This window comes from Pseudomonas putida (assembly GCF_028682395.1).
In the GTDB taxonomy this organism is placed as follows: Bacteria; Pseudomonadota; Gammaproteobacteria; order Pseudomonadales; family Pseudomonadaceae; genus Aquipseudomonas; species Aquipseudomonas putida_AB.
Genome location: NZ_JANHLC010000004.1, coordinates 527,883 through 554,117 on the forward strand (window position 1 = coordinate 527,883; position 26,235 = coordinate 554,117).

General features: G+C 62.9%; 20 protein-coding genes and 1 pseudogene. 12 read left to right on the forward strand and 9 right to left on the reverse strand.

Annotation, left to right across the window (positions count from 1 at the left end; translation table 11 throughout):
* The first annotated feature begins 7 nt into the window (after positions 1-7).
* The 6 genes and pseudogenes from NPS46_RS13680 to NPS46_RS13705 all read left to right on the forward strand — a co-directional run bounded on the left by NPS46_RS13680 (position 8) and on the right by NPS46_RS13705 (position 7,022).
* Complete coding sequence (locus NPS46_RS13680; protein ID WP_274107983.1) at positions 8-1,432, forward strand: NAD-dependent succinate-semialdehyde dehydrogenase; 1,425 nt, start codon at positions 8-10, stop codon at positions 1,430-1,432.
* 22 nt (positions 1,433-1,454) lie between these two features.
* Positions 1,455-2,774, forward strand: a complete 1,320-nt coding sequence (locus NPS46_RS13685; RefSeq protein ID WP_274107985.1) for an LLM class flavin-dependent oxidoreductase — start codon at positions 1,455-1,457, stop codon at positions 2,772-2,774.
* Between the two features lie 75 nt (positions 2,775-2,849).
* Positions 2,850-3,002 (forward strand): annotated as a pseudogene (locus NPS46_RS13690) (helix-turn-helix domain-containing protein); the annotation flags it as partial.
* 447 nt (positions 3,003-3,449) lie between these two features.
* Entirely contained in the window at positions 3,450-4,730 is a 1,281-nt protein-coding gene (locus NPS46_RS13695; RefSeq protein ID WP_274107988.1) for a flippase, read from the forward strand.
* Positions 4,731-4,884: 154 nt separating this feature from the next.
* Complete coding sequence (locus NPS46_RS13700; RefSeq protein WP_274107990.1) at positions 4,885-5,826, forward strand: phosphotransferase; 942 nt, start codon at positions 4,885-4,887, stop codon at positions 5,824-5,826.
* Positions 5,827-5,876: 50 nt separating this feature from the next.
* Positions 5,877-7,022, forward strand: coding sequence for a glycosyltransferase (locus NPS46_RS13705; RefSeq protein WP_274107992.1), 1,146 nt, complete (start codon positions 5,877-5,879; stop codon positions 7,020-7,022).
* 74 nt (positions 7,023-7,096) lie between these two features.
* Here NPS46_RS13705 and NPS46_RS13710 read toward each other — a convergent pair whose 3' ends face one another.
* Positions 7,097-8,113 carry a GlxA family transcriptional regulator gene (locus NPS46_RS13710; protein ID WP_274107994.1) on the reverse strand — a complete coding sequence of 339 codons (1,017 nt, stop codon included), beginning with the start codon at positions 8,111-8,113 and terminating at the stop codon, positions 7,097-7,099.
* Positions 8,114-8,218: 105 nt separating this feature from the next.
* Here NPS46_RS13710 and NPS46_RS13715 point away from each other — a divergent pair, with 105 nt between their 5' ends.
* The 5 genes from NPS46_RS13715 to NPS46_RS13735 are packed head-to-tail and all read left to right on the forward strand — an operon-like array spanning position 8,219 to position 13,048.
* A complete protein-coding gene (locus NPS46_RS13715; RefSeq protein WP_274107996.1) occupies positions 8,219-9,274 on the forward strand; it encodes an ABC transporter substrate-binding protein in 1,056 nt (351 codons plus the stop codon).
* Between the two features lie 15 nt (positions 9,275-9,289).
* Positions 9,290-10,363: an ABC transporter ATP-binding protein gene (locus tag NPS46_RS13720; protein ID WP_274107998.1), complete on the forward strand. Its 1,074-nt coding sequence runs from the start codon at positions 9,290-9,292 to the stop codon at positions 10,361-10,363.
* A complete protein-coding gene (locus NPS46_RS13725; RefSeq protein WP_274108000.1) occupies positions 10,360-11,202 on the forward strand; it encodes an ABC transporter permease in 843 nt (280 codons plus the stop codon). Before NPS46_RS13720 ends, NPS46_RS13725 begins: the two co-directional genes overlap by 4 nt.
* Positions 11,199-11,987, forward strand: coding sequence for an ABC transporter permease (locus NPS46_RS13730; protein WP_274108002.1), 789 nt, complete (start codon positions 11,199-11,201; stop codon positions 11,985-11,987). Before NPS46_RS13725 ends, NPS46_RS13730 begins: the two co-directional genes overlap by 4 nt.
* A gap of 47 nt (positions 11,988-12,034) precedes the next feature.
* Positions 12,035-13,048 carry a proline racemase family protein gene (locus NPS46_RS13735; RefSeq protein WP_274108003.1) on the forward strand — a complete coding sequence of 338 codons (1,014 nt, stop codon included), beginning with the start codon at positions 12,035-12,037 and terminating at the stop codon, positions 13,046-13,048.
* A gap of 115 nt (positions 13,049-13,163) precedes the next feature.
* On the opposite strand, the gene pgaD is transcribed toward NPS46_RS13735, so the two are convergent.
* The 7 genes from pgaD to NPS46_RS13770 all read right to left on the reverse strand — a co-directional run bounded on the left by pgaD (position 13,164) and on the right by NPS46_RS13770 (position 23,561).
* Positions 13,164-13,688 (reverse strand): poly-beta-1,6-N-acetyl-D-glucosamine biosynthesis protein PgaD, encoded by a 525-nt coding sequence (gene pgaD / locus NPS46_RS13740; protein WP_274108005.1) that lies wholly within the window; start codon positions 13,686-13,688, stop codon positions 13,164-13,166.
* On the reverse strand, positions 13,685-15,046 hold the full coding sequence (pgaC, locus tag NPS46_RS13745) for a poly-beta-1,6-N-acetyl-D-glucosamine synthase (RefSeq protein ID WP_274108007.1): 1,362 nt from the start codon (positions 15,044-15,046) through the stop codon (positions 13,685-13,687). Before pgaC ends, pgaD begins: the two co-directional genes overlap by 4 nt.
* Before the next feature lie 2 nt (positions 15,047-15,048).
* On the reverse strand, positions 15,049-17,046 hold the full coding sequence (pgaB, locus tag NPS46_RS13750) for a poly-beta-1,6-N-acetyl-D-glucosamine N-deacetylase PgaB (RefSeq protein WP_274108009.1): 1,998 nt from the start codon (positions 17,044-17,046) through the stop codon (positions 15,049-15,051).
* Positions 17,047-17,058: 12 nt separating this feature from the next.
* Positions 17,059-19,536: a poly-beta-1,6 N-acetyl-D-glucosamine export porin PgaA gene (pgaA, locus tag NPS46_RS13755; protein WP_274108011.1), complete on the reverse strand. Its 2,478-nt coding sequence runs from the start codon at positions 19,534-19,536 to the stop codon at positions 17,059-17,061.
* A gap of 178 nt (positions 19,537-19,714) precedes the next feature.
* Positions 19,715-22,027, reverse strand: coding sequence for a CHASE2 domain-containing protein (locus NPS46_RS13760; RefSeq protein ID WP_274108013.1), 2,313 nt, complete (start codon positions 22,025-22,027; stop codon positions 19,715-19,717).
* Positions 22,028-22,045: 18 nt separating this feature from the next.
* Complete coding sequence (locus NPS46_RS13765) at positions 22,046-23,026, reverse strand: FecR family protein (protein WP_274108015.1); 981 nt, start codon at positions 23,024-23,026, stop codon at positions 22,046-22,048.
* 322 nt (positions 23,027-23,348) lie between these two features.
* Positions 23,349-23,561 (reverse strand): hypothetical protein, encoded by a 213-nt coding sequence (locus tag NPS46_RS13770; RefSeq protein ID WP_274108017.1) that lies wholly within the window; start codon positions 23,559-23,561, stop codon positions 23,349-23,351.
* A 149-nt stretch (positions 23,562-23,710) separates the two neighbouring features.
* Here NPS46_RS13770 and NPS46_RS13775 point away from each other — a divergent pair, with 149 nt between their 5' ends.
* A complete protein-coding gene (locus NPS46_RS13775; RefSeq protein WP_274108019.1) occupies positions 23,711-24,430 on the forward strand; it encodes a response regulator transcription factor in 720 nt (239 codons plus the stop codon).
* A gap of 75 nt (positions 24,431-24,505) precedes the next feature.
* Here NPS46_RS13775 and NPS46_RS13780 read toward each other — a convergent pair whose 3' ends face one another.
* Positions 24,506-25,996 carry a YdgA family protein gene (locus NPS46_RS13780; protein ID WP_274108021.1) on the reverse strand — a complete coding sequence of 497 codons (1,491 nt, stop codon included), beginning with the start codon at positions 25,994-25,996 and terminating at the stop codon, positions 24,506-24,508.
* Between the last annotated feature and the right edge of the window lie 239 nt (positions 25,997-26,235).

The following is a 26,235-nucleotide window of genomic DNA, read 5'->3' on the forward strand; positions in this document are numbered from 1 at the left end:
CTGCCCAATGTACGAACACCTGTCGCTGTATATCGCCGGAGAATTCATCCACGAGGACCGTCCGCTGCAGGACGTGCTCAACCCTGCCGATGGCCAGGTCATCGGCCACCTGCCCCACGCTTTGACGGCCGACCTTGACCGCGCGCTGCACAGCGCCGAGCAGGCCTTCGAGGGTTGGCGGCGCAGCTCGCCGATCGAGCGCTCGAATGTCTTGCGCCGCGCCGCCGCCCTGGCCCGCGAACGCGCCGCGCAGATCGCCCACAACATCACACTTGACCAGGGCAAGCCGTTGGCCGAAGCCGTGCGCGAGGTACACGGCAGCGCCGAGCACCTCGAATGGCACGCCGAGGAAGCCCGGCGGATCTATGGCCGGGTCATCCCGGCACGCCAGCCTGACGTACGCCAGACCGTCACCCTGGAACCGGTCGGCGTCTGCGCTGCCTTCACACCGTGGAACTACCCGCTGTCGCAAGCGGTGAAGAAAGTCGCGGCCGCCATCGGCGCCGGTTGCAGCCTGATTCTCAAAGGCTCGGAGGAGTCGCCCAGTGCGGTGGTTGCCCTGGCCCGGCTGTTCCATGATGCGGGCCTACCGCCTGGCGTGCTGAACATCGTCTGGGGCGAGCCGGCGCAGGTCTGCGACTACCTGATCCGCTCACCGATCGTGCGCAAGGTGTCGTTCACCGGCTCCGTGCCCGTGGGCAAACAACTGGCCGCACTGGCTGGCCAGTACCTCAAGCGCACCACTTTCGAACTGGGCGGGCACTCGCCGGTGCTGGTGTTCGACGATGCCGATGTAGAGCTGGCGGCGCAGCAACTGGCGCGCTTCAAAGTACTCAACGCCGGCCAGGTCTGCATCTCGCCGACACGCTTTTTTGTCCAGAAAAATGTCTACGATCGCTTCCTTGAAACCTTTACCAGCACCCTGGCCAGCATCCGTGTCGGCAGCGGCCTGGATGCCACCAGCGACATGGGGCCCCTGGTCAGCCAACGGCGCCTGCAAGCCAGCCTGCGGCTAATCGAAGATGCGCGCGACAGGGGTGGGCGCGTCCTTCTCGGCGGCGAACGCCTCGGCAGCCAGGGCAACTTTCTCGCGCCGACGGTCCTCACCGAACTGCCCGCAGACGCCGCGATCCTCCATGAAGAACCTTTTGCCCCGGTGGCCCCCGTCATCCGTTTTGACGATCCGGCCGACGCCATCCGCAGCGCCAACAGCCTGCCCTACGGTCTGGCGGCCTATGTCTTCAGCAACTCCCTGCGCCTGGCCAACCACGCAGCGGCGGCACTGGAGGCCGGCATGGTCGGCGTCAACCACTTCGGCATCGCCCTGCCGGAAACCCCTTTTGGCGGCATCAAGGACAGCGGCATCGGCAGCGAGGGCGGCAGCGAGACCTTCGATGGCTACCTGGTGCGCAAGTACGTCTCGCAACTCTAATTCCGTTTAAAGGTACCTATTCATGAGCAAGACTTTACATCTGGGCCTGTTCCTCATGCCCAACGGCCATCATTTCGGCGGCTGGCGTCATCCGCAGGCGCAGGTCACGCGTCACCTCGACTTCGACGCCTACGTGGACATCGCACGCAAGGCCGAAGCCGCACGCCTGGACATGATTTTCATCGCCGACCGCCTGGCGGTAGACGACATCTACGGCGCGGACTTTCGCGACGCCGTGCGCTACCGTCCGTCCACCTCCGCCGAGCCGATCACCCTGATCGCCGCACTCAGCGCCGTGACCCGGCATATCGGCCTGGTGGCCACCGCCTCGACCACCTACAACGAGCCCTTCCACGTGGCGCGCATGTTCGCCAGCATCGACCACTTGAGCGGCGGACGGGTCGCCTGGAACGCCGTCACCTCCACCAGCGATGGCGAGGCCCACAATTTCAGCCGGGCCGAACACCTGGACCGGACCACCCGCTACCGCCGGGCCGGGGAGTTCCTGGACGTGGTGACCGGTCTCTGGCGCACCTGGGGCGAGGACGCCCTGCTGGCCGACAAGAGCAGCGGTGAATTCTATGACCCCGCAAAGATCCACTACCTCGACCACAAGGGCGAATGGTTCAACGTCCGCGGCCCCCTCAATGTACCCCGCACGCCACAGGGACGACCGGTGATTATCCAGGCTGGGCAGTCGGAAGAGTTCCGCGACCTGGCCGCGCAGCAGGCCGACGTGATTTTTACCGTCCAGCCGACCCTGGCCGGGGCCAAGGCTTTCTATGCCGATCTCAAGAACCGGGCCCAGGGGTTCGGCCGCGCACCGGACGCACTGAAAATCCTGCCTGGGCTGGTTCCGATCGTCGGCCGCAGCGAAGCCCACGCACAAGAACTCCAGGCGCTGCTGAAAGAGCGCACCCACCCGCTGGCAGGCCTGACCTTTATGTCGGCCAGCATGAACTACGATCTCTCGCAGCACCCCCTGGACGAACTGTTTCCAGATATCGAAGACCGCCTCAAGGGCAGTCGCGGACGCTTCCAGTACGTGATCCGCGATGCCCGCGAGCGGGGCCTGACCCTGGCCGAGGTCGCGCAGAACTACGCCGCCAACCGCTCGCACAACCTCGTGGTCGGCACGCCGCAGTTTATCGCCGACCAGATGCAGCAATGGCTGGAAGAAGAGGCGAGCGATGGCTTCAATCTGATGCCGGCCTACATGCCTGGCGGCCTTGATGACTTTCTCGAACAGGTCGTCCCCGAGTTGCAACGACGCGGGCTGTTCCGCCGCGAATACAGCGGCCACACCCTGCGCGACAACCTGGGCCTGGCACTGCCCGCCTGAATGCAGCCCGTCGCGGCCTACGCTCGCACACCCAGGAGCCGCGGCCGCGCTGACGGCTCCTGCTGGGGCCCAAACCTGCTTTGTCCCTGGCCTGCGCAGTCATCAAGGCCTCGCCCCCTGCATATCAATCCCCGCGCCCTGAAGTACTTCGACACCATCCGCCGCTGCGGCTCGATCCGGGAAGCCGCACGACGTTTGCACCTGGCCGTTTCGGCAGTTAACCGGCAGGGACTGGACAAGCCGCTAGCGAGAAAGCCTGCCATGAGAGCCGGCGCCGGCGCGGCCAAGCGCTCGGCATATTCATGGACCCCATTGGCGTAGCCAGGGCGGTGGGGGAATCTCGGGTCGCTTGCTACCGGCCTCCTGTGTACAATTAGTCAAACTATTTCAATAGCAATGTTTGTTCAGTTAGCCACTGGCTCCTCGAAATCGTTTCTCTGCTTGTCAAACCTGGCTCTGCAAGCCGCCAGCAAAGCGTGAACCCGCTCGAAACCGTGAAACGATAGAAGCAGCCTTGTCCTAGCCGGAAAACGCGAAGCTTCCTGGCCTGAATATTCAAGAATTATTGAGCTCGATAAACGTGGATGTGCAGGAAATGCTCCGTCGCTTCGGAGTGCTCTTGGGATGTGAGAACGCCTCACACCAGAGCAGGCATTACCAATAGAGGCTTGATGCGTGCGCTTTTCTGTCAATACGCAGTGGATGTTGCTGGAGCAATTGGTCAGGACGGCGACTGCGTTTTTTGTGGGCATCTACGTTGCTCGTTATCTCGGCCTGACGCAGTTCGGTGTACTCAATTACTGCATGAGTATCGTGGTGATCATCACGACTCTGTCGCGGTTCGGGATGGACTCAATCCTGACCCGAGAAATCTCCAGAACGCCCCACGACCTAGAGAAACTGCGGTCCAGTGCGGCCCTCATGATGTTCGCCGCCGCACTTGTCTTCAGCGTCGCGTGCCTGTTGATTCTGTATTTTTCAGGCGCAGAAAGAACAACGCTCGCCTACGTCGCAATTCTATTGTTCATGCCTGTACTGCAATGTCTCTATGTTGTGGACTATCAGTTTCAAGCCCAACAACAAGCCAAGATAACCTCGATGATCAAGGCCGGCGGGCTGCTGATCGGCGCACTCGTGCGAATCATCTTGGTCCAATACGACTCAGGTCTGTTCTGGATCATTGCCGTCTCGCCATTGGAATACTTACTGATCGGCGCAGCCTTCGCCCTGTTGAACCGCAATTACGTGAAACAACCCATTTTTCGCGGGGCGAGCCTGGAGTACATCACGTCTCTTGCCCGCAGCGCCTGGCCAATGGTGTTATCAAGCCTGTCCACCATCCTGTACTTGCGCACGGATCAATTGATGATCCAGCACATGCTGGGCCCGCAGGAACTGGGGCTGTACTCGGCCGCCAGCAAAATTTACGAAGGCTGGGTCGTTATTCCATTCATCTTGAGCATCGCTGCACTGCCCAGGCTGGTAAAGCAACGACAAATTTCCAGGGCAGTCTATGAGCGCGATCTCTGCACGCTTTTCGCAACGGTGTTCTGGGCTGGCATCATCGTCGCGCTGTTCTGCAGTATTTTTTCCGAGCTGATCATCCGCCTGTCATTCGGTAACGAGTTTCTGCCCAGCGCCCACGTATTGAGCATCTCCATGTGGGCCGCAGCCTTTTCCGGACTGAGTTCAGTCAGTACCCGCTATTTTGTGACCGAAGGACTGGAGCGTTTAAACCTGTGGCGCACCGTATTCACCCTACTACTGAACATTGCCCTCAACTGGGTACTCATCCCTATTGCGGGAATAGAAGGCGCCGCCTTCTCGACCCTGATCAGCCTTGTCACCGCCAACGTTCTCCTCGATTTCCTTGATGGACGCCTCCGTCGACTGGCCTTGATAAAACTCAAGGCATTCGCGCTCTACCCGCTGTGGAGAAAGGAATACAGACGTTGAGTTTCCTTGAGCACTCCACAGACCTGCCGGCAGGTGAAAGATCCTGTCCGGAAAAAGGTAAACCCCTTGTCACATCCGCCCTGCTGCGTTGCAGCTTCGAAGATCGCGTACCCATTGTTCTGCGGTTGAAACACACCACTGCCTGGCTGGACCGATGACCTTTTCCCCCCGTGAAATACCCGCACTGGCCTTGAGTTTGCTGCAGCGCCTGCTGGACCGCCTGCTCGGTGGCTTGGCCAACAGAAAATGGCTGCTGCGCTGGCCTTGGCTCATTGTTGGCTATCGGTATACCCATCGCTATTGCAACCGGATATCGAAACAGCAGCTTGAGATCGTTTCCAGGCTCCACGCCCATCATGACGTGGTGAAAGTGGGCATGACCTCAACAGGGGTATTGCAGTGCTACACCCCTCAACAATTGTTCGTAGTGCCATGCGGTGATGTTGCCGTTGGTGCGCTGGCTCAGAGCCACAAACACTGGAAACAATTGCAGGACAGTCCCTGGTCAGCATTGGCGGCCTATGACTTCACTCACCCAGCGCCCTCGCTATACACCATGGCGTTACTGCGCCCGGTTGATGACACGCGAGCCATCGCCAATGCTCTGCAGTCGATGCAAGGCCAGCGCTTGGAAGCCATTTCACACTTTGCCTGGCAACCACTCATCCAGCGGTTGAGCCTTTTCGCGGATACAAGCGCCCTGATGCAACTCTGCGAAAGCTCGACCGAAGTTACTTTCGGCCCCCTCCATGGCGACCTTCATCCAGGCAATGTCATGGCCAATCAAAAGGGAGAGCCGGTCCTTATCGACCTGGACAGATTTCATGCGTTCGCGCCGCAGTTCATCGATGAAATTCATCTGCTGGTCGGCAACCTTGAACAAGGTGCACACCGTTCCTGGCTGCTGATCCTGGCCACGGAGCATGTGCGCCAAGTGCGCTTTTCTACCGAACAGATCCTGGCCTACGTGGCCTTTCGAGCGGCAGCAGAAACCGCTTGGTGCACACCTGAACCGCGTTACCGCAGGCGCCTGGAAAGCTGCCTGGCATTTTTGGCCGAGCTCGATGAAAAACGCACGACCGATCCAGTGAACTGATTGATTCCACAGTGGAATTGACGCTGTAGTTTAGAGACAGGACGATTTTTATGGAGCAGGATTTCGAGTATTCAGCCAGCGAGTCCATCGAGGTACTCACTTGCGTACGCGACATCAGCAAGGAAGGCGGAGGTGTTGCCGGAGTCGCCCGCCCCCTGCACTTGGGACTCCAGACCCACCATACAGGCTGCGAACTGATCTTCAGCTCGACCGACACCGGTCTTGTGTTGGGAGGGGAGCAACTGTTGGAGAAAAAAGCGGCATTGATGCAACGCCTGAGAAAAACGCCAGGTGCGCTGGTGCATGTCCATGGCTTATGGTCAAAGTTCGAAGTCAATATGTGCCGTGCCGCCCTGGCCTGCCGTACGCCTTTAGTGATCAGCCCCCATGGCATGCTCGAGCCCTGGGCGCTTAAACAGAAAAAACTCAAGAAGAAGCTAGCCTGGCACCTTTATCAGAAGCGCTTGATCGCACGGGCCGACCTGCTGATCGTGAACTCTGAGCGCGAGCGGGCCAATACAAGAAAACTGGGCCTGCGCAACCCGATTGCGGTGATTGCCAACGGCGTGTCGCTCGACGGGTGGTCAAAGTCCCTGCAACGTCAAGACCCGCGCAAAACGGTACTTTTTCTTTCGCGCATCGTGCCGGGCAAAGGCGTTTTTGAGCTATTGGCCGCCTGGAGCCAATTACCCGCTTTGCATGGCTATCGATTGAGGATCGTCGGCAACGCCGACCCCGAATACGCCGCCACCATGGAACTCTTGCTCGATCATTGGAACATCCGCGATACGGTCGATATTGAAGGGGCCCTGTACGATCAGGATAAGTGGCAGGCCTACCTGGATGCGGACCTCTTTGTGCTTCCATCCCACAGCGAAAACTTCGGAATTGTCGTGGCCGAGGCGCTGTTTGCCGGGCTTCCGGTGATCACCACCGATCAAACGCCCTGGCGCAAGCTGGAGCGCACCGGCACGGGCTGGATCTGCAGCACATCATCCGAGGATCTGGCCGCCACACTCGATAAAGCTCTCGGACTGCCCAGGGAAAGCCTCGCCGACATGGGCCGCAAGGCCACGGCACTGGCGAAGGCGAACTACCTCTGGGAAGGTATCACGCAGCAGTACATCACGACCTATGAATGGCTCGCCGGCAGGGCACAGCAGCCGGAATGGGTGGAGCTGGCAGCTCCGGCGTAACCCCTTGCCAGCGCGCACCTGGGTCGCTGCGGATAGGGCGGACACGAGGGCGGTAGGTCTAGTGATTCGGGCGTCTAACCCTCAACGCCCTGGCGCTGGAACTGCCGCGGCGCCATGCCAAAGCGCGCTCGAAACTCCCGGGAGAAGTGCGCGCAATCGGCAAAGCCGCAATCCATGGCGATCTGGGTAATGCTGTTCTGGCTGTTGAGCAGCAACCAACTGCCATATTCGATCCGTAACGAGCGCTGGAACTCCATCGGCGATTGGCCCAATGCCTGCTGGAAAGCACGGGTCAGCTGGCGCCGGCCAAGGCCGACGTACCGTGAGATCGCATCCAGGGTCGGCAAGCTATCCATACGCTGTTCGATGTAGTGCGCGGCCTGGCGCACGCGTTCGTCCTTGATCCCCGCCAGGTCCGCATAAAAGTGCGCCTGCGGCTGCCGGCCCTGGCGGATGCCTTGCAGCATCATATGCCTGACGGCTTGCTGGGCTTTCTCTCGGCCACAATGCCGGGCTACCAGGTACAAGCCCAGATCGATCGCCGCCGTGGAGCCGGCGCAGGTAATCAAGTCGCCTTCGTCGATAAACAGATGGTCCACTGCCGCCCGGGTCCTGGGAAAGCGCGCGCGAAACGCATCCAGCACATTCCAATGCACACAGACCGTACGGCTGCCAATCACATCGGCCTGGGCCAGGGCGAAGGTGCCCGTGCAAATCCCCAGCAACCGCGCACGGCTGTCGGCCGCACGGCGCAACCAATCACGCAGCGCCTTGGACTGGTGGGGGTTGGGAAAATCATTGCCACCGCAAATGGCCACATAATCGAACGCCCCCGGATCCTCCGCCAAAGCGCCCTCGACTTCCAGCACCAGCCCGGCACTGGACGTGCGCGGCAAGCCATCGACACTCATCACACGCCAGGCCGTATCAACCTGCCGGCTACCACCACCCGGGTTGGATGACAGACGCAGGACATCGACGAAACCGGCAAACGCCGCCAAGGTGAACTGGTCGAGCAGCACCAGCGCGACCGACAACGAGGGGCGCGCCATCGGCTGGGAAGGATCACTAGTAGAAGGGAGGTTTTTCATGACCCAACTATTCAACTTTATGACCACACAGTGCAAGCCCTCGCCAACCCACGACGAGCAAGATGCAGGCAAGGGGAAAACACCTTTTGCGACCCAGGAGATGATATGAAACCCAAGATTACGAACCCGATCACCGGCGCACTCTTGCTGGCAGGATGCATCTCCACGCAGCCCGCTTGGGCGGCCCCGCAGGAAAAATTGACCGTTGCCCTTTACGGCGGCAACTGGGGCGAAGCATTCCTGGGTTGCGTCGCCGAACCGTTCACCAAGGCCACCGGCATTGCCGTCGCCGCCGAAGTCGGCACCTCGACGACCACCCTGGCCAAGCTGCAACAGCAAAAAGCCAAGCCGACCATCGATGTCGCCTGGATGGATGGCGGTATCAGCGAGCTGGCCTACGCCGCCGGCGTGCTAGACGACCTTGATCCGGCCAGCATCCCAAACCTGGCCAACGTGCAGGACAAGGCCCTGTACCGCGACGCCGATCATCTGTTCGCTGTCGGCTCGGGTTACTACTCCCTGGGCCTGACCTACAACACCCAGGAGATCAAACAGGCGCCGACCAGTTGGAAAGACCTGTGGCGTCCCGAATATGCCGGCGCCATTACCATTCCCTCGCCGGCCAACTCCGCAGGCGTGCCTTTCGTGTTCTTCCTGGCCGATGTCTGGGGTGTCGACCCGGCCAACCTGGCGCCGCTCTACAGCAAGCTCGCCGCACTCGATACCGCGCTGTACTTCGACAGCTCGGGCGCGGCCTCCAATGCCTTCCAGAGTGGCGAAGCCATTATCGGCGCGCATTTCAGCGTCGGCGCCTGGGACCTGATCGACAAGGGCGCGCCCATTGCCTTCACCCTGCCCAGCGAAGGCGCCTGGGCCACCGATACGCGTCTGCACCTGATCAAAAATGGCCCCAACAACGCCGCCGCCCGTCGTTTTATCGACACCGCGTTGACCAAGGAGGCTTCGGCCTGCCTGGCCAGCAAGCTCTACCTGGGCCCGGCGGTGAAGGATGTGACAGTGGCCGACGACGTGGCTCGCAAACTGCCCTGGGGCGTCGGCGGGTCCATCGACAGCCTCAAGCTGTTCGACTGGAGCCGCATCAATGCCCGCCGGGCGGACGTCACCAACGACTGGAACCGCCAGGTCACCGGCAAGCAATAAGCCTAGAGGTGTGCGATGTCCGTTCTACTCAGTATAAAAAACGTCAATAAACGCTTTGCCGCGTTTCAGGCGCTCAACGATGTCAGCCTGGATATCCAGCAAGGTGAGTTCATTGCCCTGCTGGGCCCCAGTGGCTGCGGCAAGACCACACTCCTGCGCTCGATCGCCGGCTTCCTGCAACCCGAATCCGGCGCCATCCTGATCGACGGTGTCGATGTCAGCGGCCAGCCCCCCTATCGTCGACCGTTGAATACGGTGTTCCAGAACTACGCCCTATTCCCGCACATGAGCGTGCTCGACAACGTCGCCTACGGCCCCCGCCGCCAGGGCATTGCCCGGGGCGAAGCTCGCGAGCGCTCGTTGCAAGCATTGGAGATGGTCGGGCTGGTGGATCTGGCCGAGCGCTTCCCCCGCGGGATGTCCGGCGGCCAGCAACAGCGGGTGGCGCTGGCCCGGGCCATCGTCAACCGGCCCAAGCTGCTGCTACTCGACGAACCGCTCTCGGCACTGGACATGAAGCTGCGCAAACGCATGCAGCTCGAACTCAAGCACCTGCAGGCCAAGCTGGGCATCGCCTTTATCTTTGTCACCCACGACCAGGAAGAGGCGATGACCATTGCCGACCGCATCGTAGTGATGAACGCCGGGCGCATCGAGCAGGTCGGTTCGGGCAGCGAGATCTACGCCCGGCCGGTGTCGCGTTTTGTCGCAGACTTTATCGGCGAAGCCAACCTGATCAGCTACCAGACCGGCGGCCTGAATCAGGACGAAATCCGCCTGGCGCTGCGCGAGGCTCCCCTCGCCATCGGCCAACGGCCGCGACCCGCGCAGGGCATTGCCCTGTTGCGCCCCGAGCACCTGCAAGTGCTCGACGCCAGCCAGCCAGCGGCCGCGAGCTGCCAGCAGTTGACCGGCACGGTCAGCGAAGTGGTGACCGTGGGTAGCCATACGCTGATCCACACCCTGGTCGACGGCCAGTTGCTTGTGGCCCGGACCATGGGCTTTCCCGGCGCCGACCTGATCGCCGGCAGCGCCGTGCGCCTGGGCTTCGACCCGGCGCACCTGCACCTGATTGGAGAGTCGGCATGAAACGCGCGACAGCGGCTCCGCTGCTGATGCTGGGCGCAGCGCTGGCGTTCTTCGCGGCGTTCTTTCTCGCCCCCTTCGCCGTGGTGATCTTCGCCAGCCTGACCAACAGTGCCGACCAGAGCTTTACCCTCGACCACTACATCAAGGTCCTTGCCGACCAGTACCACTGGGACGTGATCCTGGTGACGTTTCGCATCGCCGCACTGACCACCCTGGTCTCCCTGCTGCTGGGCTATCCACTGGCCTGGTACCTGGTGCGCGTGGTCAAGTGGCGGGCTTGGCGCCGCGCCTGCGTGATCCTGCTGGTAGTGCCGATGTTCACCAGCAATATCGTCCGCTCGTTTGGCTGGATGGTACTGCTGGGGCGCAACGGCCTGGTCAACCAGAGCCTGGTCGGCAGCGGCCTGGTGGACAGTCCGGTGCGCTTTCTGGGCACCGAGCTGGGCATCCTGATCGGCATGGTCTACATCCTGCTGCCGTTTATCGTGCTGGCCGCCGGCAACGCCCTGGCGCAGGTCGATCCAGCCTATGAGCAGGCCTCCAGCGACCTCGGGGCAAGCCCACGGGCGACGTTCTTCCATGTGCTGCTGCCCCTGACCCTGCCAGGCATCATTTCCGGCTCGATCATGGTCTTCACCCTCGCGGCCAGCGCCTATGTCACCCCGGCACTGCTATCGGGCGGACGGATCTCGGTGCTGTCGATGCTGATCTTCCAGCAGTACAGCTCGGTCTTCGACTTCAACTATGGCGGCGCACTGAGCGTGGTGCTGCTGATCTTCACGCTGATCATGGTCGGCCTGGCCGGACGTGTCGGCAACATTCGGGGAGACCGGCCATGATCGCTCGTCTGTTGTTGCGCCTGGTGTCCTGGGCCGTGCTGGGCTACATGCTGCTGCCACTGGTGGTCATCCTCGGCGCCTCCCTGACCGCGTCCTCGTTCCTCGCCTTTCCACCCAAGGGCTGGACCCTGGGCTGGTACACCCAGATGCTGAGCGACCCCAGCTATGTCGCGTCCTTCGCCACCAGCACCGTGCTGGCGCTGGCCGCGACCCTGGTCGCCGTGCTGCTCAGCGTACCGGCGGCACTGGCCATGGCCCGCTACGACTTCGCCGGCAAAGGCGCGATCCTGGCGGCACTGACTTCGCCCCTGGTGTTTCCCCATATCGTCCTGGGGGCGGCACTCCTGCAGTTTGGCGGCTACTTCGGCCTGACCCGCAGCTTTCTCGCCCTGCTGATCGGCCACACCATCATCGTCTCGCCGTTCGTCCTGCGCTCGGTGCTGTCGATGCTGACCCCCGAGCAACGGGCCCTGGAAGAGGCCTCCAGCGACCTGGGGGCCAACCCCTGGTCAACCTTCTGGTTCGTGGTCCTGCCGCTGATCCGGCCGGGCATCGTCACCGGATCGATCTTTGCCTTCATCTCGTCGTGGATCAACGTCGAGCTGTCGATCTTCAACACCACGCCGGCGCTCAACACCATCCCGGTCAAGTTGTTCAACTACGTGCAATACACCGTCGACCCGACGATTGCCGCCGCCTCCGGCGCCACCATTCTGGTCGTCGTGGTCGCCGTGATCGTGCTCGATCTGTGTATCGGTCTCGACCTGCTGTCCGAACGCAAATAACCCCCTACTCGTCACCCCAACTGCCCTTGTAAGTCAGGAGTATCGCCATGCGCATTCAAGACACATTCGACGTTATCTACACCCACACCGAAGGCGAGCCATTGTGCATCGTACACAGCGGTATCCCGTACCCGGCCGGTTCCACCATCCTGGAAAAACGGGCCTTCCTGGAAACCCACTACGACTGGCTGCGCACCGCGCTGATGCAGGAACCACGCGGCCACAAGGATATGTTCGGGGTGTTCCTGACGCCGCCTTCGAGCAGCGAATACGATGCTGGCCTGATCTACATGGACGGCAGCGTGTACTCCCATATGTGCGGTCACGGCACCATCGCGGTCAGCATGGCCATGGTCGCCCTGGGCCTGGTTCCACGCGGCGCCGACGGCATCACCAAGATCCGCTTTGAAACCACCGCCGGCCTGGTGGTTTCCGAAGTCGCCTCCGAAGGCGATACCGTGCTCTGGACCCGCTTCGAAAACGTCCCAGCCTATGTAGCGGCGCAGGATATCCCGATCAACCTGCCTGGCTACGGCGACCTCAAGGCCGACCTGGTCTGGGGTGGCAACTACTTCGGCATCGTCGACCTGACTGACTGCGCCCTGCGCATCAGCCCGGAAAACGGCAGCGAACTGTCACGCCTGGGCCTGCTGGCTCGCGAACAGATCCAGAAGCAACTGAAAATCCAGCACCCGACCGAGGCCCATATCAACGACCTCAACTTCATCACCTTCTGGCACCCGGCGACCATCGACGGCGCGTTCTACAAGAACGTCCACGTGTTCAGCGCCGGCCAACTCGACCGCTCCCCGGGCGGCACCGGCACCAGCGCGATGATGGCGATGTTCGAGGCCCGTGGAAAACTCGATATCAACCAACCGATCCGCTCCGAAGGGTTGCTCGGCAGTGGCACGTTCGAAGGCTGCCTGCTGGGCGAAGTCGACCTCAACGGCACTCGCGCCGTGCGCCCGACGGTCAAGGGCACCGCCGCCATCCTCGGCACCGCGCGCTGGGTGATCGATCGCAATGATCCAGTGGGGGCGGGGTTTGTTGTTAACTGAGTCATCCCGCAAAGTCCGGTAGCCGGATCCAACGGATCAGCACCGATTCCACTGGGGGGAAAGGGGGGGAGTGGGCTTGAAACCACGCCCCTTTTTCTCTTTAGAGGCGGATGCTCTATGGCTCTTTGGACGAGGGAGGGTGCTCACCCAGCAAGGTCGCCTTCTGCTCTTCCAACGACGCCAACGCAATCACCTCACTCTGCTTGCTCGGATCGATACGAAAGAACCGGGTATCGACATCACTCACATCTCCCGCCTCGTCGTTATGAATCACCATGGTGCCCAGCTGGCGCATACGCTCCAGCCGATCACCGGTGAGCTTGAAACTCTTGCTCAACTCCTCATCCCCCGCCACCGGCACCGAAGCGCGGCGCTGGGCGAAGCTTTTGCTCTTGCGCTTTTGCGCGCGCGCCCAGGAAATCAGCAATGCAGCGTTGAACAAGGCCACCCACAGGTAGATCTGCAAGGTGCCCAGCGCGTCCAGAAACGATGAGTCAACCAGTCGCGGCCCACCGTGGGTCATGACCAACGGCCAGAGGCCGCGAATCAACAGGTACAACAAGCCGATCCAGGCCAGCACGGTAAAGAAAATATCGACGATCACCAGGAATGGACGCTGGCGGGTACGGATAATTTTCATAGCCTCGTTTCTCCTTCTTCCTCATCGTCTCCTGTCGGTTTGATACCCCGATCCGGGCTGACCCAGCGGGCCCGTTTCTGATGCTGGCGGAACAGAACCTTGGGAAAGCTGACAAGGGTGGTCAGCAGGCTGATAAACCAGAACACCAGGGGGTACCAGACCACCCAGAACATGGTTTTCCACAGCCCGGGCTCATAGCGCCGGTCGATCAGGATGCTGACTGCAAACTGCAGCAGGCAGACCATCGCCAGTACCAGTCCGGTAAACGCCGGCGGCACCAGGTGGTGGACAGCAATGGCCTCGGGCATGACCATGAACTTGCCCATGGCCCAGAACACCACCGACAGCAGGAACGTGAAGGCCCAGCCCGTCGACAGGCAGTACTCGAACAGCAGCGGCCACAGGTAGCGATGGCGCCATTGCCAGATCCCGCGAATATTCTTGAACAGCACTTCTGCACCGCCCTGGGCCCAGCGCAGCCGCTGTTTCCACAGGCCGTACAGCGTTTCCGGCATCAAGATCCAGCACAGCGCCCGCGGCTCGTAGAAGATGCTCCAGTGATCGAACTGCAGCTTCCAACTGATATCGATGTCTTCGGTGATCATGTCCGGGCTCCAGTAGCCCACCCGGTGCAAGGCCGTGCGGCGAAACGCGACGATCACCCCGGAGACCGTGAAGATCCGTCCGAACACCCGCTGGGTCCGCTTGATCAAGCCAATGATCGACGAGAACTCTCCCACCTGGACACGCCCGACCAGGGTCGAGCGCGTACGAATCCGTGGGTTACCGGTCACCGCCCCCAGGCGTGGGTTGTCCAGCAGCGGTGCCACCAGATAGGCCGCCGTGTTGGGCGCCAGCAAGGCATCGCCGTCGATGCACACCAGGTATTCGCTGCGCGCGGCAATCGCCCCCATGCGCAAGGCCACCGCCTTGCCCTGGTTTTCCGCTAGGTGCAGTACGCGCAGGCGCGCATCAGTCTGGGCCAGGGCATCGAGCACCTGGGCGGTGTTGTCGCTGGAACCATCGTTAATGGCAATGACTTCGATATTCGGGTAGTGCTGGCCCAGGGCAGCATGAATGGTGTCGGCAGCGTTATCACCTTCGTTGTAGCAAGGGATCAGGATCGAGATCAGCGGCTCGCCTTCCAACGGCGGCGGCAGCGTGTCCTTTTCCCACGGCCAGTGCCGCTCCCAGTGCAGCCAGAAGTACAACCCGCCGGCAATCCATAACCCGGACATAAACAGCGGATAGAAAAATACGAAATCCATCAGGAATTCGCCCGTCACCAGAAAGATCAGCCCCAGCGGCACGCCGAGGACGATCGCCAGAACCAGTAACGCCAGAAGTCTATCGGCCATGATCAGGGATTCCATTTATTGGAGAGCGCGGGCCGCACGGTTTTCAGGTCCGGACTGTTTTCCAGAAAGTTGTCCGGGTAATAACCGAAGCTGGTCGCACCCTGGCGTTTCAGGCGGCCCATCCAGTCCGCCAGCACGGCGGCGTCTAGGTCGGCTGGCGGTTTACTGGCCCAATCCCGGGCCTGCAGTTCGAAGACCGTACGTTTGAGCGAATCGGGTCGGCTCTTGAATGGCACCACCAGTTTTTCCAGCCAGGCACCGGACTGTTCAGGCGTGACTTTCTCCATCAATGGCATGGCCATCGGCGCGGTCCAGTCGTAGGCCAGCAGGAAGTCGTCGAGGTTCTGGGCGAACCAGGCTTCGCTGGCAGGATTGAGGATCGGCTCGGCAAAGATATTGCGCGCGGTCATGACCTGCGGACCGCGAATGGCACGGACCTTGGCCGTCAGCTCCTGGGTGAAGTCGATCAGGTAGCGGCTCTTGAAGCGGGTCCAGCGCTGCATCACCGCCGGGTCGTCGCGCAACGCCGCCATGGAGCCAGGCAAGCCGTGGGCCGCATAGGCGCGCAGCGCGGACGGACTGGCGTCCTCGAAGTCGGACAGCAGGGCATCGTCGTGGAACAGAATGCCGTCCACCGACGTCAGGCGGGCAACGTCCTCGTAGATCTCGCCGATGGTCTGCCGCACACGCGGATCGAACGGCGACAACCGCACGTACTGATCGGGATCGACCGAGGCCTGCCCGGTCTCGGGGTTCCAGCGCGTCACCCGCTCCAGCGTGGGATCGAGGGCAAAACTGAGCACCGGCATCCAGGCGAAGACCTTGACGTGGGAGCGGGTACGCAACTGCCAGGCCACGCGGTCGAAGATATCGGCGCGTACCGGCAGGTGACGGTTGGGGAAATACAGTGAATGCACCAGGCCATCGCCCTTGGGGTCGGCGAACGCCTGCAGGAACACGGTATTGGCCCCCATATCGGCCATGCGCTGAACCAGCTTGCCGAGGTTGATATCCTGCTGCGCCGGGTCGGGGTCGTAGACATTATCCAGGTCGACATGCACCACCCGCATCGGGGCATCGGCCTGCACCGCCACAACGCTATTGGCAAAATGCTCGCCGTCCGGATCGGAGGCCACCAGAAAACGCGGACCGCTCATCAGGTTGTCCAGCGCATCGAGGCCATCATCCAGGGTCAGGGCCATGTCATAGCCCTGCTCGCTGACCACCTGCAACGCCGTGCCATCGGCCGTGCCATAAGGCCAGACCCAGACCCGCGGCCGATAACCGGCGACCTTGCGGATCTTCTCGGAAATGGTTTCCACGTCCGTGCGCAGGCGCGCCCTGAACGCCTCTTCGGACTCATAGCGACCGGTCGTGGCATCGTAGATCCGGGTGGCGGCCGCCGGCTGCAGATTGCCCTGAGGGTTGGCCAACACCCCCTTGTGGCTGGCATCGGTGTGGGCGGCGATTTCCACCAGGCCCGAGCGGGAGATTTCGCCCACCTGCTCCCAGGTCAGAAAGTCCGAACGCGCACGCGGGGTGCCGGCGAAGTCCACGGGCTGATTCGCCGGCGTGTCGATCCAGGTGCCGACCGGTGCCAACAGGGCATGCCATTGGTAGGCACGCAATACCGGCAGGACCCGGGTGTAGAAGCTCGAATAGCCATCGTCGAAGCTCAGCAAAATCGCCTTGGGCGGCAACTCAAGGCCGCCCTTGCGCGCCGCCAGTATCTGGTCGATGGTGACGGGTTTGTAGTTGTTCTCACGCAGCCAGGCCAACTGCTCCAGCAACCGTTCAGTGCGCACGGCCACCACCGCCTGGTCGGGATCGCGGTCCTCGATATCGTGGTAGGCAATGCCCAGCACATGGTTTTTCGGCCAGGGTTGCTCGTTGGCCGGCATCGGCCGCTCCTGGGGCGGCACAAACGTCTGGGGCTGCTGGGCGCAGGCGCTAAGCGTCAAGGCGACGAGCAATAGGATGCAACGCATGATCAGAGGCATCTTCGTACTCTTCTAGAAGCGATAGGTAAGGTCGACAATCAGGCGCACATCGCTTTCGCGGTCGCCGTCATAGGGCCGGTTGAGCCAACTCAGGGCGCCGCCGACCTCGAACACGTCGTTCCAGCTGTAACGCTGGCCATAACTGAGCAAGCCGACCGCGCCCGTGGAGTAGCTGCGCTGGCTGTAGGTGCCCAGCCCCGCCTGGAACTGCTGGCTCCAGGACGTTTCATAGCGGTGATAGAGGATGTGGTTGACGCTCACCGTCGGCAGGACGCTGAAGTCGGCCTCGGGGTTGAAATACGGCACGTCCTCCTTGGTGTTGTGGCTGGCGCCGACTTCCAGGCCCAGGTCGACCTGGACATGGGGCGAGCTGTAGACCCCCTCGCGACCGGTCAGCAACGCTTCGACACGCTGGTTGCCATCACTGAAGTGCGACGGGCTGACCGCCAGTTTCCACTCGCGGCTTTCATTGGCCCGCCAGCGCAAAAAGGCACTGCCGCCGTTGGACGAAACGTCGCTGTTCAGCGCCCGTAGTGGCGTGTTGGCCGAGAGGTAGTCGAGGCTGCCGCCGTATTGCCAGTGATCGTCGATATCCCGGGCGATGGCCAGCCGGGCCCCGAGCTTATTGCCGTAGCCGTAGGAGTGATTGGAGATTTCCGCTTCCAGGGTCATGTCCCGGGTCCGGCGTTCCACGCCCAAACGCTGGAAGCGATGGTGGCCAGTACCTTCCTGGAAGTCACCGGTGGCATAGCCAGCGCCGGCGAACAGCCGCCAGTCTTCGTCGATGGGCGGGCTGTAAAGCACGCTCTCGATGCCCAGGTCGCGGCTGCCGGTCACGGCGCCGGCACCGTTGTCGCCACCGCCATAACTCTTGCCGCCATAGGCCGAGACCCGCAGCTCGGCCATATCATGGACCTCGCGGACCCGTTGCAGACGCTGGACCTGGCGGTTGTCCGGGAAGCGGGCGCCCACATCGTCGGTCAGCGCATCGAGCTGCCGCCATTCCTGCAGATCCAACGCGGTATGGCCCTGGGCAACTTCCAGGCCGACATCACGCGGGGCTATGCTCTCGACCTCCTTGAGCGCGCTTTCCGCGCGCCGCGGCCAGTCCCGCGCCAGGTAGGCGTCGGCCTGGGCCAGGCGCAGGCCGACATTGCCCGGGGCCTGTAACACCAGGGCATCGAGGCTCTGCTGACTGTTCTTGATATCCCCGGAAAAGGTCCCGGCCTGCGCAGCCAGTTGCTGCGCATCCATCCAGGAATCGCTCGGGTTGCCCACCGGCAGCCCCTTGAGTTCGATCCGTGGGCGTTCGGTCCGGGCCATTTTATCGGCGAGTTCGCGGGCGGCTTCCGGCTGGTCGCTTTCGAGCAGCGCATAGAACAGCGCAGTGGTGTCTTCAACCCGATCGGCGCCATCGGCGTCCGGTGCCGACAAGGCTTCGCGGTATAGCGGGATCGCCAGCTCGGGCTCGCGCAGATCCAGGTACGCAGCCGCCACCCAGCGCTTGGCATAGGTCGGGATCGGCACCTGCTCGGCAGTCAGTTTCTGATATTGCGCGATGACCTCGGCACTGCGCGCGCGGGCCTTGAGCGCGCCCATGCGGTCGATCCGCCAGCGGGTGACATCATCATGGGCCTGCGGATCGGGGGTCCAGGTGGCCAGCAGGTGATCGTAGTCGGCCAACGCCCGGTCGGCGATGACATAGCGCTCCTGTTCAGTACGGGTCGCGAGGTCGGCCATGCGCACACGCTCGGCAGCCAGATCGCCCTCGATACGCCGCTGATACACCGGATCTATCAACCCCGGACGCTGACGCGCCAGGCGCAGGGCCGGCTCCGGCAGGCGTGCCCGCTGCAGGGCGAACACATATTCACGGGCCACTTCCGGTTTGCTGCCCGCGCGGATAAAGGCCTGGTCATACTCGAACAAGGCATCGTACTTGTTCCCCGCCCGCGTCAGCGCATAGCCCAGGGCCAGGCGCCGCGCCGGATCGTCCGGCTTGGCCGCGACCAGGGCACGAGTGCGCGCCACCGCCTCAGCGGGTTGCCCAGCGTCAGCCTGGGTCAACGCCAGGGCCAGTTGCAAATCGGGGTTACTCGGTTCGCGCCGCAAGGCTTCGGCGTAGAGCCGCTCGGCCGCATCCCAGCGTTTGAGATTGCGATAAGCGCGGGCAGTGGCCGTCAACGCCGGGGTGGGCAGTGCCAGATGGCGGCCCTGGGTTTCATAGACCTGTACCACTTCAGCATCGAGGCCGGCCCAGCTCGCGATCTGCAAATGGTCGCTGACCTGGCCCAGCGTCGATTGGCCCGCCGGAACCTGGCGCAGCAGCGTCAGCGCCGGGGTGTAGTTGCCAGCGCGGGCATCGCGAACCATCTGGTCGTAAGGGGTGTCAGCCAGCGCCAGTGTGGGCCACAACAACTGACTGCACAGCGCCACGCGCAACAGGGAGTGCAACCCGAAATGAAAAGGGGGGTAAGCAATACGCGGCATTTCGTCAGCTTCCTTTCGTGGCTAGCCGGAGTTCTATGCTCCCCCGTCTGGTCGGTGCCAGACAGCCGCCCCTAGGGCCGGCCGAGCTTTTCAGGGCACAGTCTTCCACGAAGGTTAGACCAAAAAATAATTTGCAAGATTTATTCAGATTCTTAGCGCCAGCACGCTGGCGGCGGCGTTATTCGTCACACACCGCCAGTTCCAGACTGAAGGTCGCGCCCTGGCCAGGCACGCTGGAACAGCTGATACGCCCGCCATGGCGCTCGATGACCGTCTTGACCATCGCCAATCCCAGACCCAGCCCATCGCTGCCCTGGGCACCGGCCAGACGGCGATAGGGCGCGAACAGCTGAGGCAGATCGTGCGCATCGATCCCCGGCCCTTCGTCCTGGATGCGGCAATTCAGCCAGCCGGCGGCGACGGCCACGCTCAGGGTCACGGTGGAGCCCGACGGGCTGTACTTGATGGCATTTTCCAGCAGATTGAACAGCGCGCGCGTCAGCAACGCCGGATCGGCCTGGACCCTGCACTCATCAGCGCCTTCAGGCCGGTGGCGCAGGTGAATACCCTTGAGCTGGGCATGGGTGGTGGCCTGGTCGATGACATCCAGCACCAGCATGGCGAAGATCGTCGGCTGGAACCGATAGCTGTCCGACTCGGCCCGCGCCAACTGGACAAACCCATCGGTCAGGCCCAGGGCGCGGCGGACCTGTTGCTCGACTTGCCAATAGATCAGCGCATCGCCCGCGCCCTGCCCGCGCTGGACATCGAGCAGGGCCAGAATCGCCGAATGGGGCGCGCGCAGATCGTGGGACAGAAAACGCAGCAAGGTCGCCCGTTGCTGCTCGGCGTCGCGCTCGATGCTCAGGTCGCTCAGGCTGAACAGCCAGCCCACCAGCACCTCGGCTTCGGCTTGCAGCAGCGGCGCCGGCTGCAGGTACAGGCTGCGCTCGCGGTGATCGCGAAACTCACTGGCAGTCAAAGCGGCCAGTTCCGGCCGGGCGCCCTGCGCGAACGCGGGATGGCCGAGGTCGGCCAGGCAATCGAGGAAATTGCCCCCCAGTAACGGCTCGCCCAGCATCGCCCGGGCACTGCGGTTGCACAGCAGAATTCGGCCATGGGTGTCGCAGATCAGCGTCGCAATCGGCAGGCACTCCAGGCCGTCGGCCATAAAGCGCCGTGTATCGCGGGTTCGGCTCAGGGCCTGTTCCAGGGCCGCGATGCTGCCCTGCAACACATCCCCCTGGGCAGCGACCCGCCGCCGGCGCTCGGGAAGGACTTTCGGCTCGTCGTTCAACCGCGCCAGCTCCCAGCCAAAGTAGGCGAGGATCACGCTCAGGCGTCGCCAGTTCCAGAGCAGATAGCCGAGCAGCACCCCGATCATGCTGGGCGCCGGCGACCACCACCAGCCGTGGCGCAACAACCCCGCGGCCGCCAGCAACACCCCGGCCAGGCCACCCAGCGTCAGCCACAGCGCATAACGGGGCAGGCCGAGCAGGGCGCCCAGGACCAGGGCAACGACTGTCAGGGACATCAGCGTGGCCAGCCACGACGGCACATCGAGAATGCTGCGCTGCTGCAACAAGCCATTGAGGATATTGGCCTGGATCTCGACCCCGGCCGTGTTGCCCGCCGGCCCGGACACCGGCGTGGCGTAGCGATCACCCAGGCCCGGGGCCGTCGAACCGATCAGCACCAGGCGGTTGCGTAACAGCGAAGCGGGTACCTCGCCCTTGAGCACACTGACATAGGGCACCGTGGGAAAACCGCTAGCGGCGTCAATAAACGGGATACGAATCCGGTGGTCGCGCTGCCAGCCGTTGTCGGCCGGCTTGGCACCCAGGCCCGGCATCGACGCGCTCTGCCCGGGCGGCACCTGCTGGGCATAGACCTGCCAGGCCAGTTGCCCGTACGCCTGCTCGGGCGCGCCTTCACGCAAATAGACGCTGCGCACCACACCGTCGCTATCCGCCTCGACATTGATATGACCCACCCCGGCCGCACACCCACGTAAAGGCTCGACCGGCTGGACCGCACCCGCACTGGAGCCGTCCAGCGGTGCCTGGTCGCGCAGCAGCGGCAACCACACGTTGGCGGCCCGGCAGAGTGCATCGGCCAGTTGACGATCGTCCTGGCCCGACCGGTCGGGCTCACTGAACAGCACATCGAACAGCACCGTCCGGGCCTGGGCCTCATGGAGCTGGTCGAGGGCATCGGCGTGCAGGCTGCGCGGCCAGGGCCAGCGGCCCAACTGCTGCAGGCTGCGATCATCGATGCTGACGATCAGGATGCGCGGATCCGGGGCCAACGCCGTCAAGCGGCTCAGCCGGTCGTACAACCCATTGCCCAGCAACGGTCCTTGGGTCAGCGACAGCCAGGCGGTCACGGCCAGCAGCACCAGGCAAACCAGCAGCCATTCCCCCAGCAGGCGGCGAAACAGCCGCTGTGCCTGGCTCGGGCCGCGTCCATCGGTCCGGGGCCAGAGCGTCATGGCCGCAACGCTGACAGATCAGGGCAACTGCGCATGGACGGTCCCTGGCAGATAAAGAATATCGTAGATCGCGCTCTCGCCTTCCAGGCCCTGGTCGTCAAACGCCGATAGCCGAACGTGGTAGTACGCCCCGGGCAGGTCGCTGAAAGTGAGCTGCGGCGTGTCGGAAAAGCTTTCCTGACGGATCCTGAGAAACTGCCGGTCGTTCGCCACCTGAGCCCGATAGCGCTGCGCCCCGGGCAAGGGGTCAAGCAGCAAGCGCCAGAGTGCCACCGTACCGCGCTGACCGTCCTGGCCCGCCAAACGGGGTGCCGGCAACAGGTCCACCGGCGCCAGCTGGCCCTCGGGGCGAATCTTCAGGCCCTGCCGCGCGCCCACCGCGACCGTTTCATCGGACACGGCAGCGCGCGGCTTGCGGGTCGGGGCGGCGAGGTCAACGCGGGTGACGACCACCTGCCCGTCGAGCACCTCCAGCCGGGCTCCGTCCGTGTCGCTGGAGGTACGAAAGTGCGTGCCGCGCACCCCCAGGATGCCCAGTGCGGTACGAATCTGCAGGCGGTCCTGGGCGCTACGACGCTTGATCACATACGACTCGACCTGGCCCTGCTCCAGGATGACCTGGGGGATCGTCAGCGTTTTCTCCACATGCAGGCGAATCGCGGAGCTGGACGGCAGGACAATGCGCGAGCCATCGCCCAGCAGCAGGCTGACAAAAGCATTGTGGGCCGTGCGTACGCCCTCGCCTTCCTCCAGCGGCATGCCTTCGACCAGCTTGATTTCGCCACCCCGGGCATCGAGTTTCCACGCCTCGCCTGACAGGTGAAGCACGGTGGCTGGTAGTGGCTGCGGCTGGCATTGTTGTTCGCGGTCCAGGAACACGGCCGGGGGCTTGGGGGCGGCTAGCAAGGGATTCAGCGCCAGGCCAAGGCAAAGCCCAGCCAGGATGCGCAGTGCGCTGCGGGTTGGCCGAAGCCGGGAGAGGGCTGGGAATGGGCTCATGAATTGATCTGCGCAACGCGGAAAAAGGCCGGATCGCCAACAGCGTCAATGGCTGCGCTGGCATCATGCCACAGGTTGGGGACTGGACATCGCTGGCAACGCCGGCACCGTATCGGCTCTTCCCCGTCGGAACCTAAAGTGCCGGACCCGCGCTTCCCGGCGCGAGCCCGGCGACGGTTGGCAAATTGCCAGGCCGCCTGGCACATCCCGTGCCGCAGTATTGCTCCTTGTGCCCCTGTGTTGCGCCGAGAAATCTACCGGGAAATCCGCGGCCCCGAACAATTGTGCAGATTTGTTCAGAATTGCTAATAGCCACTAGCCGCTAGAATACCCAGCGCTGGGCCTGCTGCGCTGAATGCATCAGCCCCACCGGGGCGAACTCCACCGAGGCCGCCACGGGCTGCACCCGCTGCCCCGCCAAACGCTCCAGCACCAGCGGCGCGGCCACGCCCAGGATCAGCCCCAGCGTGGTGAACACCAGGGCCTGGGCGATAAAGCGCCGGCGTACAGTGGCGAGCGTGAAGGGTTTATCCATTGATCCTGCTCCTGGGGCACTTGGGACATTGCGCGGCACCAGTGCTGGCCGCCGCCCTGCCAGGCAGCCTAACCAGTGCCCTTGGGGGCCTGCAGGATTGGCCACAATTGTTCAGATTCATCTGACGTCACCGGAGAAAGGACCAGGACATGCGAGTCGCGATGCTGGACGACGAACCCGCCGAACTTCGCCGGGTCGAGCAAACGCTGCAACAGATCCCGCAACCGGGTGAAGCGCCGTGGACCCTCTACGGTTTCGAGCGCGGCGAAGACCTGCTACGCCAGCTCAAGCGCGAGACCTTCGACCTGTTGATTCTCGACTGGCAACTGCCCGACATCAGCGGCCTGGCCCTGCTGCGCTGGAGCCGCGAACACCTGGCCGTGCCGCCGCCGGCGATCATGGTGACCAGCCGCGACGCCGAGCAGGACATTGTCCTGGCCCTGAGCAGCGGCGCCGACGACTACGTCAGCAAACCCTTTCGCGCCAATGAACTCAAAGCCCGGGTCAAGGCGGTACTGCGCCGCCACGGCGGGCAGCGCAGTAGCACCCGCGAGGTGCTGGCCTTCAACGACCTGCGCTTCGACGATGCCGAGCTCACGGTGACCCGCGACGGCCAGCCCATCAGCATGACCGAGCGCGAATATCGCCTGGCCCGCTGCCTGTTCAGCAACCTCGGGCGGCCGCTGTCACGCGACTATCTGTACGAGCGGTTCTGGCCCCACGAAGAGATGCTCTCCTCGCGCCCCCTGGATACCCATATCTATCGCCTGCGCAACAAGCTGGGGCTCAACGCCGAGCGCGGCTGGCAACTGCTGACGATCTACGGCTATGGCTATCGGCTGGAGAGCGTGGCGGAAGAAGGGCAGTAGGAGGCTGGGGAGCTTTTTGATCGCGCATAAAAAACCCCGGGCTTGCACCCGGGGTTGGCCGTGTCACGCAGCGGATCAGTCGCGCGAGCCGCCCAGATTGGCCATCAGCAGCATGACAAACTGCTCCAGGCTGATTTTCTGGCCATTGAGGTCCACCTGTTGCTCGGCGTAGTTCAGGTTCGACACCAGGTTCTCACCTTCTTCCTTGAACAGGCCGGTCGACAACAACATGCGCCCGTAAGCACTGCTCAGCATCATGGCTTGCGCCTTGACTGCATCGGCGCTCGGCTGGGCGTCGAGCTCGACCTGCAAGGTGGTCAGATCAAGCAGCATCGGCTTGGACACCCGCGCTTGAGCCTGAAGCCGGGCCAGCACTTGCTTGAGCTGTTCATCCGGAGCCAGATCGAACGACGCCGGCTTGGCCAGGTCCACCGCCAGGCTCAAGTGACTTTCGCCATTGGCGGTCTTGAGCGAGAGGTTGTCCAGGGCCAATTGCGGCTTGCCGGCCAGCAATTTACCCAGCTCGATCTGCAGCAAAGCCTGCTCCGCTGCACTGAACGCTATCTGGGGCACCTCGCCACGCGCCGCAGCCGCCTGCTGCTCGGGCGCCTGCAACTTGGCCTGGTACATCTCGCCCAGCGCCTTGAGCGCCGGGACATCCACCTGCTTGGCACTCCAGGCCATCTGCATGCTGCCAATCGACTTGTCGGCATAACTGATGCCAGCGATCTTGTAGGCCAGGCTGGCGGAGAGGAAATCGCCCGTCACTTGCAGGTTGTCCCGCTGTTCGATCTGCTTGAAGACCAGCGTGGGCTGGTTGTCGCCAAAGCTCATCTGCGTGTCTTTGAGCTCGACCACACTGCCACCGATGTAGAAATCGAACGGGCTCTTGTGCAGGTCACTGGCCACGGTCAGGCCATTGAATTCGAACCGCATCGGCACCCGATCCGCCGAGACCAGGCGCAGAGCCAAATGCTCCATAAAGCCATCGAGCTTGACCTGCTCGGCATTGCTGGACAGCGACATCGCCAGGTTGAGGCCGGAGAACTTCACCGCCGAGTCGGCATCGGGCGCCAGCTCGAACGGCAGCACCGACAGGGTGCCCGTGATACTACGGTCATAACCGAGAGTCATCTGGCCGTTAAGCGGCGAAACGCCCTGGGTGGCGGCAAACCATTTCTCGGTCAGCGGGTTCTTTTCCAGTTGGTACTGGCTGCTTGCCAGGACTGGCCAGAGCTTGAGTTGCTTGACCCGGGAAAACGGCAACGGACCGTGTTCGAGATTCTCCAGGACCAGCAGCTCGACATGCTCGCTGCCAGGTTCCAGGTTCTTGAAGTTCAGGCGGTACTGCGCCGTGCTGCTGTAGAGATGGGTCTGCAGCGACACCAGCTCGATGCTGGCGGTCGTATTGGTACCCACCAGGGCATCGCCCAGCTGTTCGTTGGCCCGCTTGATCTCGGTATTGAGCACGCCCTCAAGCTGGGTGCCGGTGTACCAGGCACCCGCCGTATGAATCGCTGCGCCCGCAACGATGATGCCCAACAATACGCCTGCCGATTTATTCATGAAGTAGCCCGGTCAATATCCGTGTGAGAGGGAAAAAAGTGCGGCGAGATTAGCATTTGTCACCGTCGGGCTGCGGCATTTCGCACAGGGGGATGCCAGCGTGTAACCGCTACCGCAGGTTGGGTGCGAGTACGCAACGCCCGCCATTCGGGCACCGCGCGCGGCCAGGTGGAGGGTGCCTGAGCGGTTTACGAGCGCTGCACGTGCTAACGGCCGCCTCGCGGCAATGGCTATGGGGC

Excerpts from the sequence above, each read along its gene's own strand:
- NPS46_RS13720 (WP_274107998.1), top strand. The coding sequence starts at position 9,290 with ATGTCCGTTCTACTCAGTATAAAAAACGTCAATAAACGCTTTGCCGCG.
- NPS46_RS13725 (WP_274108000.1), top strand. The coding sequence starts at position 10,360 with ATGAAACGCGCGACAGCGGCTCCGCTGCTGATGCTGGGCGCAGCGCTG.
- NPS46_RS13685 (WP_274107985.1), top strand. The coding sequence starts at position 1,455 with ATGAGCAAGACTTTACATCTGGGCCTGTTCCTCATGCCCAACGGCCAT.
- pgaB (WP_274108009.1), bottom strand. The coding sequence starts at position 17,046 with ATGCCTCTGATCATGCGTTGCATCCTATTGCTCGTCGCCTTGACGCTT.
- NPS46_RS13775 (WP_274108019.1), top strand. The coding sequence starts at position 23,711 with ATGCGAGTCGCGATGCTGGACGACGAACCCGCCGAACTTCGCCGGGTC.
- NPS46_RS13680 (WP_274107983.1), top strand. The coding sequence starts at position 8 with ATGTACGAACACCTGTCGCTGTATATCGCCGGAGAATTCATCCACGAG.
- pgaC (WP_274108007.1), bottom strand. The coding sequence starts at position 15,046 with ATGGCCGATAGACTTCTGGCGTTACTGGTTCTGGCGATCGTCCTCGGC.
- NPS46_RS13770 (WP_274108017.1), bottom strand. The coding sequence starts at position 23,561 with ATGGATAAACCCTTCACGCTCGCCACTGTACGCCGGCGCTTTATCGCC.
- NPS46_RS13705 (WP_274107992.1), top strand. The coding sequence starts at position 5,877 with ATGGAGCAGGATTTCGAGTATTCAGCCAGCGAGTCCATCGAGGTACTC.
- NPS46_RS13760 (WP_274108013.1), bottom strand. The coding sequence starts at position 22,027 with ATGACGCTCTGGCCCCGGACCGATGGACGCGGCCCGAGCCAGGCACAG.
- NPS46_RS13780 (WP_274108021.1), bottom strand. The coding sequence starts at position 25,996 with ATGAATAAATCGGCAGGCGTATTGTTGGGCATCATCGTTGCGGGCGCA.
- NPS46_RS13715 (WP_274107996.1), top strand. The coding sequence starts at position 8,219 with ATGAAACCCAAGATTACGAACCCGATCACCGGCGCACTCTTGCTGGCA.
- NPS46_RS13710 (WP_274107994.1), bottom strand. The coding sequence starts at position 8,113 with ATGAAAAACCTCCCTTCTACTAGTGATCCTTCCCAGCCGATGGCGCGC.
- pgaA (WP_274108011.1), bottom strand. The coding sequence starts at position 19,536 with ATGCCGCGTATTGCTTACCCCCCTTTTCATTTCGGGTTGCACTCCCTG.
- NPS46_RS13700 (WP_274107990.1), top strand. The coding sequence starts at position 4,885 with ATGACCTTTTCCCCCCGTGAAATACCCGCACTGGCCTTGAGTTTGCTG.
- NPS46_RS13765 (WP_274108015.1), bottom strand. The coding sequence starts at position 23,026 with ATGAGCCCATTCCCAGCCCTCTCCCGGCTTCGGCCAACCCGCAGCGCA.
- NPS46_RS13730 (WP_274108002.1), top strand. The coding sequence starts at position 11,199 with ATGATCGCTCGTCTGTTGTTGCGCCTGGTGTCCTGGGCCGTGCTGGGC.
- pgaD (WP_274108005.1), bottom strand. The coding sequence starts at position 13,688 with ATGAAAATTATCCGTACCCGCCAGCGTCCATTCCTGGTGATCGTCGAT.
- NPS46_RS13735 (WP_274108003.1), top strand. The coding sequence starts at position 12,035 with ATGCGCATTCAAGACACATTCGACGTTATCTACACCCACACCGAAGGC.